The sequence below is a fragment of the Bacillus sp. 16GRE42 genome, from assembly GCF_019837435.1.
GTDB lineage: Bacteria > Bacillota > Bacilli > Bacillales > Bacillaceae_G > Bacillus_A > Bacillus_A wiedmannii.
Genome location: NZ_JADAXF010000001.1, coordinates 238,595 through 255,973 on the forward strand (window position 1 = coordinate 238,595; position 17,379 = coordinate 255,973).

The 17,379-nt window shown below is 32.3% G+C and carries 22 protein-coding genes and 1 pseudogene; 4 read left to right on the forward strand and 19 right to left on the reverse strand.

The features are described from left to right. Nucleotides 1-193: 193 nt before the first annotated feature. On the reverse strand, nucleotides 194-565 hold the full coding sequence (locus tag ILS93_RS01290) for a YxiJ-like family protein (protein ID WP_222659736.1): 372 nt from the start codon (nucleotides 563-565) through the stop codon (nucleotides 194-196). Between the two features lie 12 nt (nucleotides 566-577). Further along, nucleotides 578-1,429 (reverse strand): patatin-like phospholipase family protein, encoded by an 852-nt coding sequence (locus ILS93_RS01295; protein WP_222659738.1) that lies wholly within the window; start codon nucleotides 1,427-1,429, stop codon nucleotides 578-580. 179 nt (nucleotides 1,430-1,608) lie between these two features. Between ILS93_RS01295 and ILS93_RS01300 the strand changes: the two genes are divergently transcribed. After that, on the forward strand, nucleotides 1,609-1,986 hold the full coding sequence (locus ILS93_RS01300; protein ID WP_002032364.1) for a PH domain-containing protein: 378 nt from the start codon (nucleotides 1,609-1,611) through the stop codon (nucleotides 1,984-1,986). A 121-nt stretch (nucleotides 1,987-2,107) separates the two neighbouring features. Here ILS93_RS01300 and ILS93_RS01305 read toward each other — a convergent pair. From ILS93_RS01305 to ILS93_RS01325, 5 genes and pseudogenes are all read right to left on the reverse strand, one after another. Further along, a pseudogene (locus ILS93_RS01305) lies at nucleotides 2,108-2,578 on the reverse strand (GNAT family N-acetyltransferase); the annotation flags it as partial. Nucleotide 2,579: 1 nt separating this feature from the next. Next, nucleotides 2,580-3,101, reverse strand: a complete 522-nt coding sequence (locus ILS93_RS01310) for a YfiT family bacillithiol transferase (RefSeq protein ID WP_064475413.1) — start codon at nucleotides 3,099-3,101, stop codon at nucleotides 2,580-2,582. Nucleotides 3,102-3,118: 17 nt separating this feature from the next. Next, a complete protein-coding gene (locus ILS93_RS01315; protein WP_222659743.1) occupies nucleotides 3,119-3,646 on the reverse strand; it encodes a GNAT family N-acetyltransferase in 528 nt (175 codons plus the stop codon). A 44-nt stretch (nucleotides 3,647-3,690) separates the two neighbouring features. After that, nucleotides 3,691-5,031: an FAD-dependent oxidoreductase gene (locus ILS93_RS01320; protein WP_222659745.1), complete on the reverse strand. Its 1,341-nt coding sequence runs from the start codon at nucleotides 5,029-5,031 to the stop codon at nucleotides 3,691-3,693. Nucleotides 5,032-5,093: 62 nt separating this feature from the next. Further along, entirely contained in the window at nucleotides 5,094-5,873 is a 780-nt protein-coding gene (locus ILS93_RS01325) for an undecaprenyl-diphosphate phosphatase (RefSeq protein WP_088046686.1), read from the reverse strand. A 132-nt stretch (nucleotides 5,874-6,005) separates the two neighbouring features. Between ILS93_RS01325 and ILS93_RS01330 the strand changes: the two genes are divergently transcribed. After that, the gene (locus ILS93_RS01330) at nucleotides 6,006-6,212 is read left to right on the forward strand and encodes a hypothetical protein (RefSeq protein ID WP_222659747.1); all 207 of its coding nucleotides are present in this window, start codon (nucleotides 6,006-6,008) and stop codon (nucleotides 6,210-6,212) included. Nucleotides 6,213-6,265: 53 nt separating this feature from the next. Here ILS93_RS01330 and ILS93_RS01335 read toward each other — a convergent pair whose 3' ends face one another. From ILS93_RS01335 to ILS93_RS01350, 4 genes are all read right to left on the reverse strand, one after another. Next, nucleotides 6,266-6,646 (reverse strand): nucleotide excision repair endonuclease, encoded by a 381-nt coding sequence (locus ILS93_RS01335; protein WP_001048941.1) that lies wholly within the window; start codon nucleotides 6,644-6,646, stop codon nucleotides 6,266-6,268. A 77-nt stretch (nucleotides 6,647-6,723) separates the two neighbouring features. After that, nucleotides 6,724-7,287, reverse strand: coding sequence for a GNAT family N-acetyltransferase (locus tag ILS93_RS01340; protein ID WP_222659749.1), 564 nt, complete (start codon nucleotides 7,285-7,287; stop codon nucleotides 6,724-6,726). A 39-nt stretch (nucleotides 7,288-7,326) separates the two neighbouring features. Beyond that, complete coding sequence (locus ILS93_RS01345; RefSeq protein ID WP_064475419.1) at nucleotides 7,327-7,899, reverse strand: hypothetical protein; 573 nt, start codon at nucleotides 7,897-7,899, stop codon at nucleotides 7,327-7,329. A gap of 74 nt (nucleotides 7,900-7,973) precedes the next feature. Beyond that, nucleotides 7,974-9,404, reverse strand: a complete 1,431-nt coding sequence (locus ILS93_RS01350) for a PQQ-dependent sugar dehydrogenase (protein WP_222659751.1) — start codon at nucleotides 9,402-9,404, stop codon at nucleotides 7,974-7,976. Nucleotides 9,405-9,606: 202 nt separating this feature from the next. Here ILS93_RS01350 and ILS93_RS01355 point away from each other — a divergent pair, with 202 nt between their 5' ends. Both ILS93_RS01355 and ILS93_RS01360 read left to right on the forward strand, forming a co-directional pair. After that, nucleotides 9,607-9,864, forward strand: coding sequence for a hypothetical protein (locus ILS93_RS01355; RefSeq protein WP_064475421.1), 258 nt, complete (start codon nucleotides 9,607-9,609; stop codon nucleotides 9,862-9,864). A gap of 48 nt (nucleotides 9,865-9,912) precedes the next feature. Further along, nucleotides 9,913-10,362, forward strand: a complete 450-nt coding sequence (locus tag ILS93_RS01360; RefSeq protein ID WP_064475422.1) for an NUDIX hydrolase — start codon at nucleotides 9,913-9,915, stop codon at nucleotides 10,360-10,362. A gap of 441 nt (nucleotides 10,363-10,803) precedes the next feature. Here the strand turns inward: ILS93_RS01360 and ILS93_RS01365 are convergent, their stop codons facing one another. From ILS93_RS01365 to ILS93_RS01400, 8 genes are all read right to left on the reverse strand, one after another. Next, nucleotides 10,804-10,992, reverse strand: a complete 189-nt coding sequence (locus ILS93_RS01365) for a hypothetical protein (protein ID WP_048560902.1) — start codon at nucleotides 10,990-10,992, stop codon at nucleotides 10,804-10,806. Between the two features lie 16 nt (nucleotides 10,993-11,008). Further along, complete coding sequence (locus ILS93_RS01370; RefSeq protein WP_222659753.1) at nucleotides 11,009-11,686, reverse strand: DNA alkylation repair protein; 678 nt, start codon at nucleotides 11,684-11,686, stop codon at nucleotides 11,009-11,011. Nucleotides 11,687-12,156: 470 nt separating this feature from the next. Further along, complete coding sequence (locus ILS93_RS01375) at nucleotides 12,157-13,272, reverse strand: NAD(P)/FAD-dependent oxidoreductase (protein WP_064475424.1); 1,116 nt, start codon at nucleotides 13,270-13,272, stop codon at nucleotides 12,157-12,159. Nucleotides 13,273-13,398: 126 nt separating this feature from the next. Then, entirely contained in the window at nucleotides 13,399-14,052 is a 654-nt protein-coding gene (locus tag ILS93_RS01380; protein WP_064475425.1) for a YdeI/OmpD-associated family protein, read from the reverse strand. A gap of 153 nt (nucleotides 14,053-14,205) precedes the next feature. Beyond that, nucleotides 14,206-14,976 carry an arylamine N-acetyltransferase family protein gene (locus tag ILS93_RS01385; protein WP_222659756.1) on the reverse strand — a complete coding sequence of 257 codons (771 nt, stop codon included), beginning with the start codon at nucleotides 14,974-14,976 and terminating at the stop codon, nucleotides 14,206-14,208. 194 nt (nucleotides 14,977-15,170) lie between these two features. Then, nucleotides 15,171-15,674 (reverse strand): MepB family protein, encoded by a 504-nt coding sequence (locus ILS93_RS01390; protein WP_064475427.1) that lies wholly within the window; start codon nucleotides 15,672-15,674, stop codon nucleotides 15,171-15,173. A gap of 102 nt (nucleotides 15,675-15,776) precedes the next feature. After that, on the reverse strand, nucleotides 15,777-16,148 hold the full coding sequence (locus tag ILS93_RS01395; RefSeq protein ID WP_064475428.1) for a DUF4180 domain-containing protein: 372 nt from the start codon (nucleotides 16,146-16,148) through the stop codon (nucleotides 15,777-15,779). A 157-nt stretch (nucleotides 16,149-16,305) separates the two neighbouring features. Then, on the reverse strand, nucleotides 16,306-16,983 hold the full coding sequence (locus ILS93_RS01400; RefSeq protein ID WP_222659758.1) for an HAD family hydrolase: 678 nt from the start codon (nucleotides 16,981-16,983) through the stop codon (nucleotides 16,306-16,308). Nucleotides 16,984-17,379 lie beyond the last annotated feature (396 nt).

The window sequence follows — 17,379 nt, forward strand, 5'->3', positions numbered from 1 at the left end:
CATAAATAACAAACTTTATTCGAGTTGGACAATGCATTAAAGGAAAACAGTCGTTAAACGCCTCTCCCTCCCTTATATCTTTCTATATGTACTTCTTTCTTCGTATTAGAATCCCTATATAAACAATGGATAAATATTGTATTTTTTATGAACAAAAAAACGCACAAGCAGCATAACTTGTACGTTTTTATTTTTATTCAGTAAGATAATACAGTAATAGTTTCCGGGCCTTCTCATAATTCATGAAATCTCTATACAAAATGGGATACTTCACAATTTCTGTTTCTATAAAACGATATTGCGGAAACCATTGAAAAAACGATTTCTTTAGCCACTTTATTTGATCAAACACAATCTCCTTTTCGTTGTTATTAAGTATGTAACTTAAAGTACCTGCTGTATGCATCCAATAATAATTTAAATCAGCGCTTATGCAATCATCTTCTGTAAACATATTATTAAAATCTTTTCGTATTTTTCGAAGGTCACAATTCGGAAACGGTTTAAGCAGCGGACTATGCATTTTCTGCAATTCATTAAAAATAACCTTTTTACCTAATAGCAACTTTCCACCCCTTTATTTCTCAATCCAATTTAATAATTTTTCATAATGATATTGAGCATCTGTATAGCCGAGATTATATAGGTTAACAAGTTTCTCTTTATTTCTTTCTATTCCGCTTATAGGAAGCTGTGCGCTTGGCTGAATTACATAAAAATTATCTTTTTGTTCGTTGTGATTCATATAAGATACAGTTTCATTATAAAAACGATAATGTTCTACTAAATGCTCTGCGATTTTTGGATATCTTCTATATAAAATTTTAGCTAGTCCAGAAAATTTATTACGCTGCTTCTCGTATCCTTCTGGCTTTGTCATTATAACAACGTTTTTTAAATAACCATCATTTTGCGCTTTAAAAACTGGAATAGGATCTATAATCCCTCCATCTAACAATTTTCGATTATCATATTCTACAACAGGTGCTATAAACGGCACAGAGCTTGATGCACGAATAATTTTTAAAATATCATTTCTATGTTCTGTTTTATTATAATAAACTGCCTGTCCTGATTCACAATCAGTCGTTCCGATTACAAACTGTTCATTTGAATTTAGGAATGTTTGAAAATCAAACGGTACAATTTTGTTTGGTACTTCATCAAATAAAAAATCCATTCCAAATAATTCACGTTTTTGAATTAAGTTTCGATAAGATATATACCTGTGATCTGCTACTAGCTCTGTATTCACTTTTTTATTTCTTCCTTTTTGACGTGACAAATATGTTGCTCCCATACACGCTCCGGCGGATACACCGACTACATACGGAAAGAATAAGTCCCTTTCCATAAAATATTCGAGTACTCCTGCAGTATATAATCCTTTCATTCCGCCGCCTTCTAATACTAAACCGATATTTTTCATGCTATATCCCTCTACTTCTGTTTTCTTAATTATATGTTAGCACAAGATTTTAGGATGAGGTTATATAAATTGGTTGCAATAATAACAAAAAACTATTGAAGCAATGTCATAATCTATTAGCCATTCGCATGGTACAATATAAGAAACTCATTCCACATATTATAAAGGAGGAATTTTATATGGGTTTATTTAGTGGTATTTTAGGAAATGCATCAAGTGCGAGTACAGAAAGCGTTGAACGTGATTTAGAAAAGATTATGCTAGACGATGAGAAAGTTGAGCATGCTTATAAATTAATTCGTGATTTAATCGTATTTACAAATCGTCGTCTTATTTTAGTAGATAAACAAGGAATATCAGGTAAAAAAACAGAGTATCATTCTATTCCTTATAAAAGCATTACACAATTCAGCATTGAAACAGCCGGACATTTTGATTTAGATGCTGAGCTTAAAATTTGGGTATCTAGTTTAAGTACGCCAATTACGAAAGAATTTAAAGGTGACGATAGTGTTTTAAGCATTCAAAAAGCGTTAGTAACATATACGACGAAATAACGCCTTTTAGTATGTTTATTCATTTTTCAAATTACTAACCCGAGTATTTTGGAATAATATGCATTAGTTTTGTATATTTAATCTCGAATTACATAAAAAGGTAAAGCTTATTTTAAATGCTTTACCTTTTTATGTAATAAATAAGTGTAGTTTTATCATTTAATTTCTTTATTTCTTCCGTTCTTTTATACCCCATCTTTTCGTATAGAAAACAATTTCTTTCTTCTTCTAAAATCGTAGCAAGTTCAAAGCTCCGTGTTTCTGGAAACATCTCTTCAATTAAAATAAGTACCTTCTGAGCGATTCTTTTCCCTTGATAGTTTGGATGAATAAACATTGGACTGATCCAAAATTTATAAGGTATTTCTTTTTGGGATATACAAATCGCTCCAACAAGTTTCGAATCTATTATTATCTTATAAAAATTACTGCTGGGATTATTTATTCTTAAAATAGTTTTTTCAATAGATTCATTTGCTGGATTTGTTTCATAGTCTTTATATTTATTTAATAAAGGACTAAATGAGTCTATTTGCATTTGAAATAAAACTGCTGCATCATTTTCTGTCGCTTTCTCTAATGTAATCTCCATGTTACCAATTTAGTCGCTTTCTTAATGAAGTTATATGCGCTGTATGATGACGTCCGTGCCATGCATAGAGTCCAATTGCAGCAGCAAGTTTTGTTTCACCAGTTTCCGGATGATTAAATGTCTTTTCTAGATGTTGTAGTTCTAGAGAATATAATAGGTTAACCCATCTTTTATGTAACGAATCTAACATTACTAGTGAAACGTCTACTGGTAATTTAGAATCAGGTAGTTCGGCCCACTTCTCTTCTTTATATGGTTTAATAGTTGGATTCTTTTCTGTTAGTGCTAATTTAAAGCGTATGTAGCTATTCATATGGCTATCAACAACGTGATGGACTACTTGACGAACTGTCCATCCACCAACTCGATACGGTGTGTCTAACTGCTTCTGATCTAAATCTTTAATTGCTTTTGCTAGTTCATTAGGTAAATCTTCAATTTCTTGAATCCATGTATCAATCATTTCTTCAGTTATAGGACGTTTGTATGTAAATTGCCCAATTGGATAACGTAAATCATTCATGTATAAGTCCCCCCTTATTATAAGCGTGAAGTATTTCTCCATATATAATGTACAAACTTCACATGTTCCCCGTTTAATTCTACAGATGTTGTATTTGCTTCGTTATGATAAGAAGAAAATCCGCTTTTTTCTAGTACAATTTGTGATGCGAGATTATTAATAGTTGTTTTAGCATGAATCTCATTAATTTCATTATTTTTCGCTACGTCTAAAACTAATTTTACAGCTGCTGTTGCAACTCCTTTTTTAGTAAACTTTTCTCCGACTCGATAACCTAACGAACTGCTCCGGAATTCCATATCTATATCTACTAAATTTATTCGTCCTACAATTTCTTTTTCTTCATTACGAATTAAATAAAAATAAGAATCTCCATCCGCTTGTTCTATTAATAAATCGTCTAATAGCTTTTGAAAATATTCAAAATCAAAATATTGCGAGCCACGATTTGGTACCATTGTTTCAAAAAAAGATTTATTCGTAAGTTCAAACGTAAATAAATCCTTCGCATCGTGTTTCTTTAATTGTTCTATGTATATTTTCATCTCGCTTACTCCTTCTATATATACTAACTGTTATATATTCTTTTTTAATCGATTATTTTCCTGCTATTTTTACGCTTCAGTAACACAGCAAGTAGTACTTTCGGATGAAATAGATGCAATGGACTACGAATTAAATTCATCACTCTTACTAATCGAATATAAACGTCAGAGTCAGTTGCAGATAGTTGATATATTTGTTTCGTATACCATAGCTGAAATTTTTGCTTTATCGTTAATTCTCTTTTTAGCTGAGGATGACGTGATATTTCCGTTGTAGTCATTTCCCAAGGGGTTTGTATGATATGAGCAGTCTCTTTATAAAACTGCTTTGTAAATGCTTTATCAAGCTTTTGTTTCCTTTGTAAAAGTAACTGCAATTGGTGAGCTTCTATAGCTGCAACTGAAACACCTTGCCCAAAAACAGGATCGAAACGACAATGTGCATCCCCAACTACTAACAATCTTTCGGGTAGATGATTCACTAAATCAAATCGCCTACGTACTTGATATGGAATTTTGTACGTTTTGATATTTGAAATTTCCTCAGCTTTATTTAGAAAATCTGTCACATTAGAAATTGATAAGTTTTCAGCAAAATCATAAAATCCATCATCTGTTTGTGGTGCTTTCTCATTTGCATATCCGCTGAAAGTAACAAAATAACGATTATCCTCAATCGTTTGAATAAGTACGCCATACGGATTGTCAGGGAAGCTTGGAGACATTAGCATATTACAGCAGTCTAATTTCTCATTTTCTTTAAGTTTAAACATTCTAGTTGCGTAAAATAAATCAATACGCACTTTCTCTTCTTGCACTTCAATATTGTATTCACGTAACCAAGCTATACTTTTTGAACCGAATCCACTCGCATCAACAACAATATCTGCTTGAATGTTTTCTTGTGTGCCAGTCTCTAAACATTTAGTTTTTACTGCACATACTTTGTTAAGCTTCCTATCTACTAATAACCCTTCAACTAATGTTCCAAATTTAATAGTAATATTTGAAATTTGATGTATTCGTTTTTGAATATGCCATTCAAGCAAATGCCTACTTTGTTGAATCATATGTACTTCTCCTGTGAATGGTTGTTTCCATAAACCAAATTGATGCCATTTTAAGTCACGAGTAAAGTTATTTATGATACTACCCGCTTCAATTAATTCATTAGTGATAGTAGGAAACAATTCCTCAATCGCTTTTTCTCCACCTTTCAATAACACATGAGGATGATTACTTTGTGGAACTCTTTTTCTTGAAGACTTTCCATCCCAGCTTTCACCAGCTTCTATAATGATTACTTCTTTAAAAGTAGATGATAATGCTTTTGCTGCGAGTTTTCCTGCTATACTTCCTCCGATAACGATAGCCTTATTAAACATATTTGCCCCCTTAATGAAAAAAGACCCTGCCTTGTATGAATGAAACAGGATCTGTTACTAAATTAAAACACATGAGTATATTGCAACGTTAAAATTATAATGCCTAACCCCCATACGTAATACGCGAATACTTTTAATGAGTGACGTTTTAAATATTGAATCATCCATGAAACGGCTATGTAACCGAAAAACGCCGCTGATAACGTTCCGACAATTAAAGATGTACTAGAAATAGATTCTGCTTTCCCTTGATAAACATCTGCTAATTGCAAAATAATGGCTCCGACAATGGCTGGCGTTGATAATAAAAAAGAAAAGTAAGCAGCTGTTTCGCGGTCTAACTGCCTCCATAATGCAGCGACGATTGTCATACCAGAACGAGAAATCGCTGGGAAAATAGCAGCAGCTTGAAAGGAACCGATAATTAGTGCATCTTTATATGTAATGTCATCCATTTTTTTACGACCATTTTTTTGTCTATCTGCCATGTAGAGAAAGAACCCTGTCACTAAAAACTCCCAACCAATCGTAATACCTGTTTTTGAAATATCCTCAAAGAAGTCTTTAAATAACAATCCGATTACAACTGCGGGTATCGTCCCAACAATAAGTAGTAACATTAGTTTTGAAAATGGATTTTTAATTAAATATATAAATTCTTTTTTGTAATAAATAAACACTGCAAGTAAAGTCCCAATATGCAGCATCGTATCTAAAAACAATCCTGCTTCATCTAATTGAAACAAATGCCTTCCTAAATAAAGATGACCTGTACTACTTATCGGTAAAAACTCTGTTAAACCTTGTATGATCCCTAATATAAAAGCTTCTAACCAATTCATGATGGTCCCCTTTCTCGTTTGCTTGTACCAATATATGAAGGTTAAATTTTCGATATGAAAAAAACTATATTTCTCTATGAATTTATTTTCATTTTATGGATATATATGTAAAAAAGAGTGAGGAGGGTTACTATGTGGCAACATACGAAATTCAGTAATGTATTACTGTGGGCAGGACCTATCCTTGTGTTTATAGGGTTATGTATGACAAATGTTATTTCTGATATTCCATTCTTTGAGGGAAAACATAAATCAATTGGAATTGTACTTATATGTATAGGTGTATGCTGTTTTATTGTTGCTAATCATTTAAAAAAAGGAGAAAAATATGAGGAATAAATTTAAATAAAAAAACAATCCCAGTATATGCGCTAGGATTGTTTTTTTGTTACTTATTTATAGAACACTTTATCAACGTTATATTTTGCTTTGTATTCATTAATGATATATGTTTCGTAAATTTCTCTTTCTGTTGGATCTTCTACGATACATGCATCGATGCGGTATACTTCATCACGGTGATTTTTAATTGGTGAAACATTGTCTTCAAAATGCTTCTTAATACGTTGTCTAATTTTACGAGCTTTACCTACGAAAAGAAGTTCGTCATTAATATTGTAAAACATAAAAATGCCGCCTTTATCTCTAGGGAACAAGTGGAAATCGATAAAACCATTAATTGGAGTGATTATTGGTTCGTCTCCTTTAATAACTTGTTTACGTTCAGTAATTGAAACATCAGCTTCAGGAATATTAATTTTAATCAAGTTCATTCACGTCCTCTTTTATTATAAAGATAAATAATAGCATACATATGTAAGAAAAGCTACGTTCAGAGGCATATTTCATTTTATAATTCAAATATTAAAGGTGTATCATGTAAACTCTTCTTCCAAATCATATGATCACTTGATTCTCCCCAATAATCCTTCAGTACATAACTAGGTTCTCCAAACTTCTTCGTCCATATACTTTGTGCTTTTTTGTATCCACTATCTAAACAGTATTCAGTTATTCCTCTGCTAAGTAACGTAATATACATAGCATTTAGTAATAAATTACCTATGCCCTTTCGTTGATATTCATGTCGTACAAATACAGTTCCTATTTCATATAAATCTTTAAACACACCACCTGTACAACTATGAATCAATGTACTTGCTGGACCGATTTCAATTGTTCCAATGATTTTATCGTTACTTGTATCAATTGCTAATAAAAAGTAACGACTTTCTCCATTACTCTTCAAATCATTTTTCAAATACTGTTTTTTCGTGTTAATTTCATTTTCTATGTCATCTAATAACTGTGATAACCCTTCATATTTAAATGTATCAGTAATAACAAGACGAAAAAACATATTCAGTTCATCTACATCATCCGAATTTGGTCTTCTAATTTTAACGTTATACACCACGTGAATCTCCAATCTTTAAAAATATATAAGAAATTGTTAAGACCATACTTTATATACTCTATTCAACATTATTCTACAAATGCCTGCATAGATCCAACAGTATAGAAAGCTCAGAATACATATTGATAGAATAATTTTCATATCAAAAGTTGTATGAACAGTAGGACCTAATACAGGAAATCGAAACACATTAAGAACAATCATAATTCCAATAACAAGACATAACGCAGAAAAGGAAACAATCCAAATCCTTCTCTTGAATTGTATAAAGGATACTCCTAACGCTATACCTAATAAACCTGTAGTAAAAGGAAAGACAATTAGTTCGCTTGGCTCAATAATAAATAATAGGAGAATAGTAAGAATGTAAGAAAGTATTCCCGTGCGAGTAGAATAACAAATAGCGAAAAATATAGGCAACGTCGCAAAAGGACTAATAAATAAGCCGATACCAGGGATTAAGTTCCCGGCAGATTGAAAAATAGCAGCAAGTGAACCAAGTAACGCTGTAATGACTAACCTCTTTGCTGGCGTCACCTTTCTTTTATGAACAAAATTCGCATCATGCGCGATCATCAGTTGATACCAATAGTTGCTAAAGTGATTCATCAAAATCCCCCTAAAGATATCTAATTATGCAATGGACGATTATATAATGAATGATTCTGAGAGTATGTATCATATTAAGGAACGATTTCAAAAATAGTACCTTTGTTAAAGTCTGTTACTTTCATAGAACCGTAAACTCCTAAATATAATCTAGTCTGATCTAAATTTGTTCCTAAACTCATATAATAAGCTGCCTGCTCACCGAAATCATAATGGGTTTCAATAACATGAAAGTCAGTATTTTTACCATGCGTACCAGCTCTAGAATAAGCTAACGCACCCTTTACTGGAGACTGAGATTCTGCTTTCTTAGCAAGATCAGTAAACACGATACTACCCGTTAAACTAGGTATTGCAGTTCCCATATATGGCTGGACTCCTGTAAGTGAAGTTCCTCCAAATTTATCTGGTCTGGAATCTTTATGAAAATAACTGATTAGAGGCTGGATACGCTTCGCGGTTGTTTCTATTGTTTCATTATAATAAGCCATTGTTCTCTCTTCTAAAGTAGGATTCTCAGAACAGTGCCTTATAAAAGAAGTAGGTAATTCTCCTTCCCATCCTCTCCAACCGAAATTAATAAATCCATATTGATCAGGAGTATCTCTCATTAAATTGGTTTGAACAAGTTCGGTAACTGGTATTGGTTTGTATTGAACAAATGAAAAAATAGACTCTACTATATCTTGCCCGACGTTTCCGGCATATTTGATATATTGATTATAAAACCTTTGAAATGAAATACCTGTTATATTACGTACGCCTTTTGCAATTAATGTAAGAGTTTCTCGAATAGATAGAGGAAGTTCATTAAAACGTGTAACTACTGGAGGATTATTTATGGACGTATTTTTACTTACATCGATTTCAATTATTTTACCTGCTATTTCTAAATCATCCTGGCTTAATCTAAACGGATCATAGCCAGAACCACCATCTCCATTAGTAAAAACAAGTTTTCCAGTCTCAGGTGAAAAGTTTAAGCTATTTACGCCGTTATGATTAAAAAATGGCCTTTTTATATTAAGTAAAGTTCGTCGCTTTTGAGGTTGACCGTTTGATTGTAATATCCATTCTTCAACTGTATCAATATGATCATATTGAGTATCTCTATTTGTCCACTTTAAGTTTAGAGTTTTTGGGTCACACGGATTCGGTTTAAATTGTTCTGAAAGTGCACCAGGTCCTTGGGTCCCGGCTACTGAATAATGAAGATAAAATAAGCCGTTATCATTAAATTGTGGATGGAACGCTAGTCCGAGCAAGCCGCGTTCATCATAACCGCTACTAGAAACACCTTCTTCAAATGTGCCTAGTTTAATAATTCGGTGACGAATATTTAAAAATGTCTTTATATCTCCGTCTCCTATGTAAAAAACCTCTCCTAATTGGGTTGCGATAAATAGTCTTTCGGTCGAATCACCTGGAAGTATAGTTGTTTTTATTACAGTTGGTAAATTTATGTTATGAACGATGGGCCGTAAACCAACTTTGACTTTTGTCAATTAACTGTACACCCCTTTTTATTCTTTTTAATAGAAGAATATGATTAGAGTAGTTCAATTAGTATCAAAACTATAGACGTGAAAGCGTGATATCCCTGTTTGTACAAGTCTGTTTTCTGATTAGCATCAATTAACTTACATTCCTTTTTATTACATTTTTTGATATGATATAACTATAAAATATAAATCAGGGGGACAATCCATGGCAATCTTACTACAAATCATCGTACCACTTATATGTGCAATATACTTTTTTACCCTCTATCATAATAGAACATATGGATCAGCTGCATTTCTCTTAGCAGTCATAATAGGCATTTTCGGTATAGAAAATATTTTTCAATATGCTAGTTTAACAGATCATGCTGTTTATCCATATTGGGGGAGTTTGAAGGTCGTAATCTTTATTTTATCAGTTGTATTTTTATTCAAAAGAACACCCACTCCATATAATAATTAAAAATTATTCATGTTTATTTAAAGCTTATTTTCGGGAAGAGGTTATGCAATGAGAGCGCCATATCAAGTATTAATATTTCCTTATATAATAACTGATGATTCTATTCAATACGCTATTTTTAACCGAAGTGATTACGGTTATTGGCAAGGAATAGCTGGTGGTGGAGAAGATGGTGAGACTCCTATTGAATCAGCAAAACGAGAATCTTTTGAAGAGGCTGGTATTTTAAGAGAATATCCCTATATAAAATTAGATTCTGTTTCTTCACTACCAGTAGAGGATGTAGTTGGAGGATTTCTTTGGGGAGAAGATGTTTATGTAATAAAAGAATTTACTTTTGGAGTTAAAGTTCCTACAAAAAACATTGCATTATCCAAAGAACACTTCAATTATAAATGGTTATGCTTTGAGGAAGCAGTAATGCTGTTGAAATGGGATAGTAACAAAACAGCATTATGGGAATTAAACAAAAGGTTATTAAAAGAATTAAAGTATTAGCTAACAAAGCCGTTAGTGCAACAAGAATTAAACAACTTCAAAAACCTTGCTGCATTGGGGGTATTTCCGAATTCTTAGGTTAATAGGCATGTGGCGGAACCCCAATTAGAATTTCTGAAAGTAGTTAATTTATCGCAACGAAAGATAAAAGCAATAAAAATGTAGGGGTTTGTGTAGCAATGGAACCAAATCACGCAATAAGCATTAGCGGACATTGTTTATGCATAAAAATCACCTTACCACTATTTTGTGAAAACTATATTCTAAGACATTTTTCAAACCAAAAACCCTTGATTTTCTACTCAACGTAGATAAATCAAGGGTTTCATTTATATTCTTTTAATTTATCTATTTTCATATAGATTATTGTTATCTGATCAGATATATAGAGACTGATATAGTCAGTTGTATAAAATTTAGTTGTTTCACAGTTTCTTTGTATTATGAAACAAACTCACATTTCAAGGTATTTCGATTTACTATAATATATTTACCTGTTGATTTATTCATTACTTGAGACACTTCCTTGGTATGTGTTACCTCAAACCAATCATTTTGTATATCCACCAATAATTTTATTTCCACATCACTTTTTCCATATTTTAAACCACTATAAGATACTTTCGTCATTGTGATCGTCCCTTTCTTAATGATTATAATCATTTCGTCGTTTGTTAACTTCAATCGTAATGAACTCCGGCAAATAGCTGGGAGTACATCCTTTTGCTACTATTACATCTTTGTAAAGACCTGTTTTCTCACCAAGTTTAATACAACGTGCACGATTCTTTTCATCATAAACGCCTATCCAGCCTGCGGTGAAGTTCATAGCCCATTGAACTTCCGGTTCTTCCTGCGTAATATTAGCTTCTAATGCAGATAGCAAGTCTGCGGTGTTATCAGGCGGTGTTTGTCCAGTCCATCTCAATCGCCCTTGATAATACCAAAAAGCTCGCCTTTGAAGAGCAGAAGGACTACTTTCCCATGACTCCATCAATGCAATTTTCTTCTTGTCTTTGGTGAGCTGATTAGCCATTAACCAATCCATTAAGTTATTTCGCTCATCAAAAGTGTGAGTCTGCATATCCTTATCAAGCTTATTTAGCACATCTTGTGAAAGAAGTTTTTTGTCCATAATTAAGATTGCTAATAGCCTGGGCAAAAACTCTTCGGTTGACCAAAGTTCCATAGCTATTACGTGATCTTTTTTAATGTCCTTCGCGATTTTTCGTAAGTCGCCTAGCTTAGTTTTACTATTGATCTGAGATATAATGTTTTCTGCTTTTGAAGAGCGTTTTATTTCTGTATCTTTTTTTTCATTCATTTTATACAACTCCTTTATTTAAGCACTGTTTCATAATATATCCTTGACGGGATATATCAAGAACTTAATTTCATCATAAGTCTTATTGCAAACGTTTTTTCATTTTGATGGAAATTCGTCTCCTTAACTTGATTGCGATGTATGGTGACCCCTAATAATTAAGAAAAAGCTGATTTTATACATGGAAATAAATAAAAGTCTATGACCTATTTTCACACGTATCTCGGCTGTACCCCAATTATACTCATCATATCTCGCCCACTTTGTCAACTAAATATTTCAAACACTCTTCCTTTTTATCTTTTTTATATAAATTTCGCCATTTAAATCAATTGTTTTCAATTAACATAACCATCTTATCTGTAGTCAACGATGCATATTTTTATGGGAGTAATTAAAAATATTAGCTTGATGGGTATGTCGTGCTACCCCAAATAAAAAAGATTAGGAGCGAATCCTAATCTTTTTTATTATTCAATTGCGCCCGCAACGTCATAATCGTTTAAATCTAATTCTATTGTTTGGCCAAGTGCTAGTTTAGCTAATTCTGATCCTAAATATGGGCCGGCAGTTAAACCTGAAGCGCCTAATCCGTTCGCAACGAGAATACCTTCGAAGTTAGGTAGTGGCCCAATAACAGGTAAGAATCCTGGTGTAAATGGTCTAAACCCAACTCTCGTTTCAAGCATAGTACTATCTTCTAAACTAGGTGCAACTGCTAATGCTTTATGGAATACTTCATGTAAACCACCTGCCGTTACACGATGATCGAAGCCCGTTTCGTTTTCATGGGTAGCACCAATTACGACATGACCATTGTCAAACGTTAAAATGTATTGATCGTTTGGCGGCATAACAACTGGCATATTTTCTGTTGCTGTATTTTCCGTTTGCAGGTGAACAATTTGTCCTTTTTGGAATGTAACTAAGAAATTGATACCTAATGGATTCAATATTTCATTCGCCCATGCGCCTGCGGTTACAATCACCTTTTCTGCTACCATTGTTTCATCATGTACTTTAACTCCAGTAATATGATTACCTTCACGGACTAATACTGCATCTCCTTTTATAAAAGTTGCACCATGTTTTTTTGCAGCACTTATTAATGCGTTACGTAATGATCTTCCATTTACTCGTGCAGCGCCACTAATATGAACAGAACTATATTCTTCTGATAATGCTGGGAATAATTTTTTTGTTTCTTCAGCTGATAAGCGAGTGATTTCACCAATCTCTGGTGCATCTTCACGTCGTTTATAAGCGCGCTCTTCCATTTTATCTAACTTTTTCTCATCAGTATGTAAACTAATTGCACCTACACGTTTGTATCCTGTATCCGTTTCACCGTCTGCTTCTAATTGCTGAATTAAAGAAGAATAGTAACGTGCACCGCCTTTAGCAATTTTATACCATGCTTTATTACGACGCTGTGAAAGCCATGGACATACAATACCAGCCGCTGCATCAGTTGCTTGACCTAGTTGTTGACGATCCACGATAGTAACATTCGCACCTGCTTTAGCGAGATGATAAGCAGTAGACGCTCCTAAAATACCAGCTCCAACTACAATATACGATTTCATTTCAAACACCTTTTCTCTTTTGCTAATTATTTAAATATAAGAACATACTTTAGTATACTGAAAGTAATCCTTTTTTCAATGTGCTAAGCATAATTAATTGTTGCATCATTGTGACTTTCCTAACCATTATTTTTTCTTCTTACGGAATAATTCAATTGTTTTATAGCCTTGTGATAGGATTTCAATCATTTTCTCAAGACGTTTATCGCGTGTTTTTTCTTGTTTTACAGAAAATAAATTACGTGCCCAGTCTTTTTGATATCCAGGTGTTAAACTTTGATAAAACTTAAGTTCATTCGGATGATTAGCCAATAATGCTTCAACATCTTGAATACGATCTGCATAATCGGCAACACATTGACTCATAGCAGGCGTTTTCTTCTCTTTTTTCTTTTCACGCTTTAAACCTACAACAGTAAAGACATCGTCCATACTTACCATACGAGCAAATTTAATAGCGCTTTGCTCTACATACCCATCTTCGCCAACGTTTAATGCTGGAAACATTTCATCACGGTGAATAAACGTACTATATCGACAATTACCTTTTTTCGGATACGCGAAGAATATATAGCCTTTTTCAATTAATAATTCTTCATTACTAATAATAAAATTCGTTTGTTTCACCATTTCATCAAGTGTTTCTACAAAAATAAAAATGGCATCATGATCTTTGGAAAATACGGTTTCTTTCCCTGCAAAAATGTCATAATCACTTGGTTCATTAATCACGACCATGTTTGTATACTTATTAAGTTTCAATTTATCAATAATTGACATAAAAATCTTCCTTTACATTCAAAATCATTATTTATAATTTTCCATACTGTTCTAGTGTATTATATCTAATTAGAAAATCAAACTTTAATAGTAGTTTTAAAATAAAGTTAATAAAATAGCCGATTCTGTGTAAGAACCGGCTAGCTATTCGTTTCATGACAACTGAATAGCAAATAAAGTATTTAATAGCCCTCTATATTGTTCTTCTGTAATTTCACGTTTCGTTTTTTCCCCATGAATCATTTCAGTTAAACTAGTATTCGTTAAAGAAACATGGCCAAAGTCCGTCAATTTAACTGCAATTGGTCCTTTATTGAAAATAGATTTCTCATCTTCTATTACTCTTCTTTGAACCTCATTTACTACTGCCTCATCAATGATACAATTATAAAAAGCATGACAAACTTTCCACTCTCTGTTCGTATCTTTTCTTTCTAGAATGTAATTTCCTTTACTCGTATCTTTTTGTCTCACTCGATACGTACCATTTTTAGAGGAAATAGACTCACCGGTAAAAGGTACAGGGACCAGAGGTACTAAAGAAGCAATACCTACATCAATTAAGTATCGTTCGTTAGCATACTTTAGAATAATCGTTATATGTCCATCCTCAAGTGCCCATGCGTTGATTTCATTTTTATATACGGTTCCAAGTGCAAGTTGTACATCATAACCACAATCTTTTAAAAAGTAGTAAAACAGAGTATTTAATTCATAACAAAGCCCGCCGCGGGATGTAGTTAAAATTTTATTCTGTAAATTTTCCATAGTAATTGTATTCGCATTACGTGCTATAACATCTAAATTCTCAAATGGTATAGTGTGTGCAAATGCAAAGAGAATTTTATTTAATTCTTCAAACTTTACTTCCGCACGTTTTTCAAGGTTCAATCTTGTAAAAAGCTGATCTTGTAATCTTGTCATATTCAGCACCCCTAAATAAGTTATAAGTTAAAATAGTATATGCTGATTGTAATTTTGATGGGGTACTGAAACAATGTACATTTCGTTTAACTGTACCGGTACAAAAAAAATCATAAGATAACTGAATATGAGAATTCAAATAAAAGACATCATACTTTGGGATACGGCAACAAATTCACATACAAAACTAAAAGCTACGAATACAAAGTTAATAGTTTGTCTATAGGTAAATTATTAGGATTGCTTAAATCAACAAAATATTGAAGTTGCCACATTTGGCTCTTTTTCGCTTGATTGCTAACAGGAGTATCCCAAAGCGGATAAATCCTCATAGCCATCTTTCCTTTTTGACTTTGCGTTTTCAATATTTTTTCTTTAAGTAGAATTTCTTTAGGGAAAATAAATTGCCCTAGTTTATTATCATTAATACAAGTGATAACTAATAAGTCAGGAGCAGCGTCATAAGAGAACGCTTGATTTTGCATATTTGCATCTTTTTCCCAAAAAGAAACAAATTGACCAATTTTATTAGGCGTAATTTTTGATACTCTAAAACGGATAGTTTTCTTATTTAAGTGAAATAAACATCCTACATATTCTGCGTTTTGCTTTTCTTCTATTAGATCCGTAATCATTAAATTGTTAGGTTTGTAAACTAAATTGTTTAAATTTCGGATTGTGTCATTAAAATTGTTCAAAAAAATTCCCCCTTTATTCACCTCTTAGTTTATCACAAACATCAGTTCTTATATGCTGTAGATAATATGTGACGTGAAAAAGAGGGATATTTTACTGAGGTATTATTGCTTTAATGTACTTAGTTTTTCAATTGCTTGTTGTTCAGTTGCTAAGTAAAAAATATCTTTACCTTTATTACATTCATAAATAAAATCCTTTAAGCTTTTACTAGTATACATAGAGAAATCTCCAATGATAGCAATCTTTACCTTGTAGTTTATAAACTTTTGAAGAATATCACCCGCAAGCCGTGTTTTTAAGTCAAAGAAGCTTTCGCTTATTAATGATTTGTCGATAATAATATGTTTCGCATCGACCTCATATTGAACTGTTGCCATAAAATCCAATGCCGTTTGAACATCGGATATTAGTACTTTTTCATTTCTTATGACCGCAATGTTTATTCCGTCAATTACTACTTTCTTTATTTCCATAGTATCACTCCTCCATAATTTTCATATCATGCTTTGTTAGTTCATTTGAAAATACTAATATTGGTAGCGGAAAGAGATTTAAGTGTCTGTGTCTGTTTATTTTTATTTTTTATATTACGGTGAATGAAATCCTTTTAATGATCACTCCATAGCATTTTCACTTATTATAAAAATATTGTGGAGTAATGTAACTTAATAAACTATCAAAAGTATCAATCTCAGAATACGGTTTTATTTCAGTCCTATTTGTGATTCTATGAGGATTAAACCATATTCCATTTATATTTGCATTTTGACAACCAGCAATATCCTTTTCTAAGTCATCCCCAACAAATAAAGTATTTTTCGGCTGTACATTTAGCTTATTTAACGCTAGTTCGAATATACGTTTATCAGGTTTACTCAATCCTAATTCTTCAGAAATAATAATCGTATCAAAGTAATTGTTTAAATTCGTGTTAATTATTTTAGCTTTTTGTCTATGCGTTGAGCCGTTTGTTATAATTCCAATTTTAAAGTGACTCTTTATATGATTTAAGAAATGAATAGTATTTTGGTCTATTGAAAAACATGTAGGGAAATTTTCATTCCAAAAATCTTGGATATAATTGTGTGGCAATCTATATATCGGCGCGAATTCATCAAATAATGATTCTAAAACTATCGTTTTATTACTAATGCCGTATTCCCTTTTATCGTATTCTTTGAATTTCTGTAACATATTGTTTTTGACTGTATCACTAACATTCTCATAACACTTTTCTAAAACTAATAAAAACAAGTTATCTACTGCCTTATCCCTATCAAGTAACGTATCATCTAAATCAAACAGCATCGCTTTATAACTCCTCAAATAATTTCACAACCTTTCTCACATGATTTAAATAATCCCTTGTTCGCACCTTGGGCCTTTACTAAATTAGCAAAAAAACTACAAAGTTTGTGGCGTACGCTCTAGAATTTCGCTGGCTTCTTTTATATTTAAATTCATCTCCCTTTCTCCTTCTAGTAAAGTATCGAAAGTATATTTTCAAACAGTTAAAAAACTACATACAATTTACATTATTATACATTAGTTTTTTTGTAAATATTATCGTTCAGCTTTTTATATGATAAGTTTTTTCAAGCACGCAAATATTTCTCCATAAAAAAGGAATATGGGTAATAATACTTTTTTATGGAGAATACAGAATCTTGAAAATGGAGTTAATACGTTAAACGTCCTATGAAG

Bases quoted from the DNA above. Each gene is read 5' to 3' on its own strand.
- ILS93_RS01295 (WP_222659738.1), bottom strand. From the start codon at position 1,429: ATGAAAAATATCGGTTTAGTATTAGAAGGCGGCGGAATGAAAGGATTA.
- ILS93_RS01300 (WP_002032364.1), top strand. From the start codon at position 1,609: ATGGGTTTATTTAGTGGTATTTTAGGAAATGCATCAAGTGCGAGTACA.
- ILS93_RS01310 (WP_064475413.1), bottom strand. From the start codon at position 3,101: ATGAATGATTTACGTTATCCAATTGGGCAATTTACATACAAACGTCCT.
- ILS93_RS01315 (WP_222659743.1), bottom strand. From the start codon at position 3,646: ATGAAAATATACATAGAACAATTAAAGAAACACGATGCGAAGGATTTA.
- ILS93_RS01320 (WP_222659745.1), bottom strand. From the start codon at position 5,031: ATGTTTAATAAGGCTATCGTTATCGGAGGAAGTATAGCAGGAAAACTC.
- ILS93_RS01325 (WP_088046686.1), bottom strand. From the start codon at position 5,873: ATGAATTGGTTAGAAGCTTTTATATTAGGGATCATACAAGGTTTAACA.
- ILS93_RS01330 (WP_222659747.1), top strand. From the start codon at position 6,006: ATGTGGCAACATACGAAATTCAGTAATGTATTACTGTGGGCAGGACCT.
- ILS93_RS01335 (WP_001048941.1), bottom strand. From the start codon at position 6,646: ATGAACTTGATTAAAATTAATATTCCTGAAGCTGATGTTTCAATTACT.
- ILS93_RS01345 (WP_064475419.1), bottom strand. From the start codon at position 7,899: ATGAATCACTTTAGCAACTATTGGTATCAACTGATGATCGCGCATGAT.
- ILS93_RS01355 (WP_064475421.1), top strand. From the start codon at position 9,607: ATGGCAATCTTACTACAAATCATCGTACCACTTATATGTGCAATATAC.
- ILS93_RS01360 (WP_064475422.1), top strand. From the start codon at position 9,913: ATGAGAGCGCCATATCAAGTATTAATATTTCCTTATATAATAACTGAT.
- ILS93_RS01365 (WP_048560902.1), bottom strand. From the start codon at position 10,992: ATGACGAAAGTATCTTATAGTGGTTTAAAATATGGAAAAAGTGATGTG.
- ILS93_RS01370 (WP_222659753.1), bottom strand. From the start codon at position 11,686: ATGAATGAAAAAAAAGATACAGAAATAAAACGCTCTTCAAAAGCAGAA.
- ILS93_RS01375 (WP_064475424.1), bottom strand. From the start codon at position 13,272: ATGAAATCGTATATTGTAGTTGGAGCTGGTATTTTAGGAGCGTCTACT.
- ILS93_RS01380 (WP_064475425.1), bottom strand. From the start codon at position 14,052: ATGTCAATTATTGATAAATTGAAACTTAATAAGTATACAAACATGGTC.
- ILS93_RS01385 (WP_222659756.1), bottom strand. From the start codon at position 14,976: ATGACAAGATTACAAGATCAGCTTTTTACAAGATTGAACCTTGAAAAA.
- ILS93_RS01395 (WP_064475428.1), bottom strand. From the start codon at position 16,148: ATGGAAATAAAGAAAGTAGTAATTGACGGAATAAACATTGCGGTCATA.
- ILS93_RS01400 (WP_222659758.1), bottom strand. From the start codon at position 16,983: ATGCTGTTTGATTTAGATGATACGTTACTTGATAGGGATAAGGCAGTA.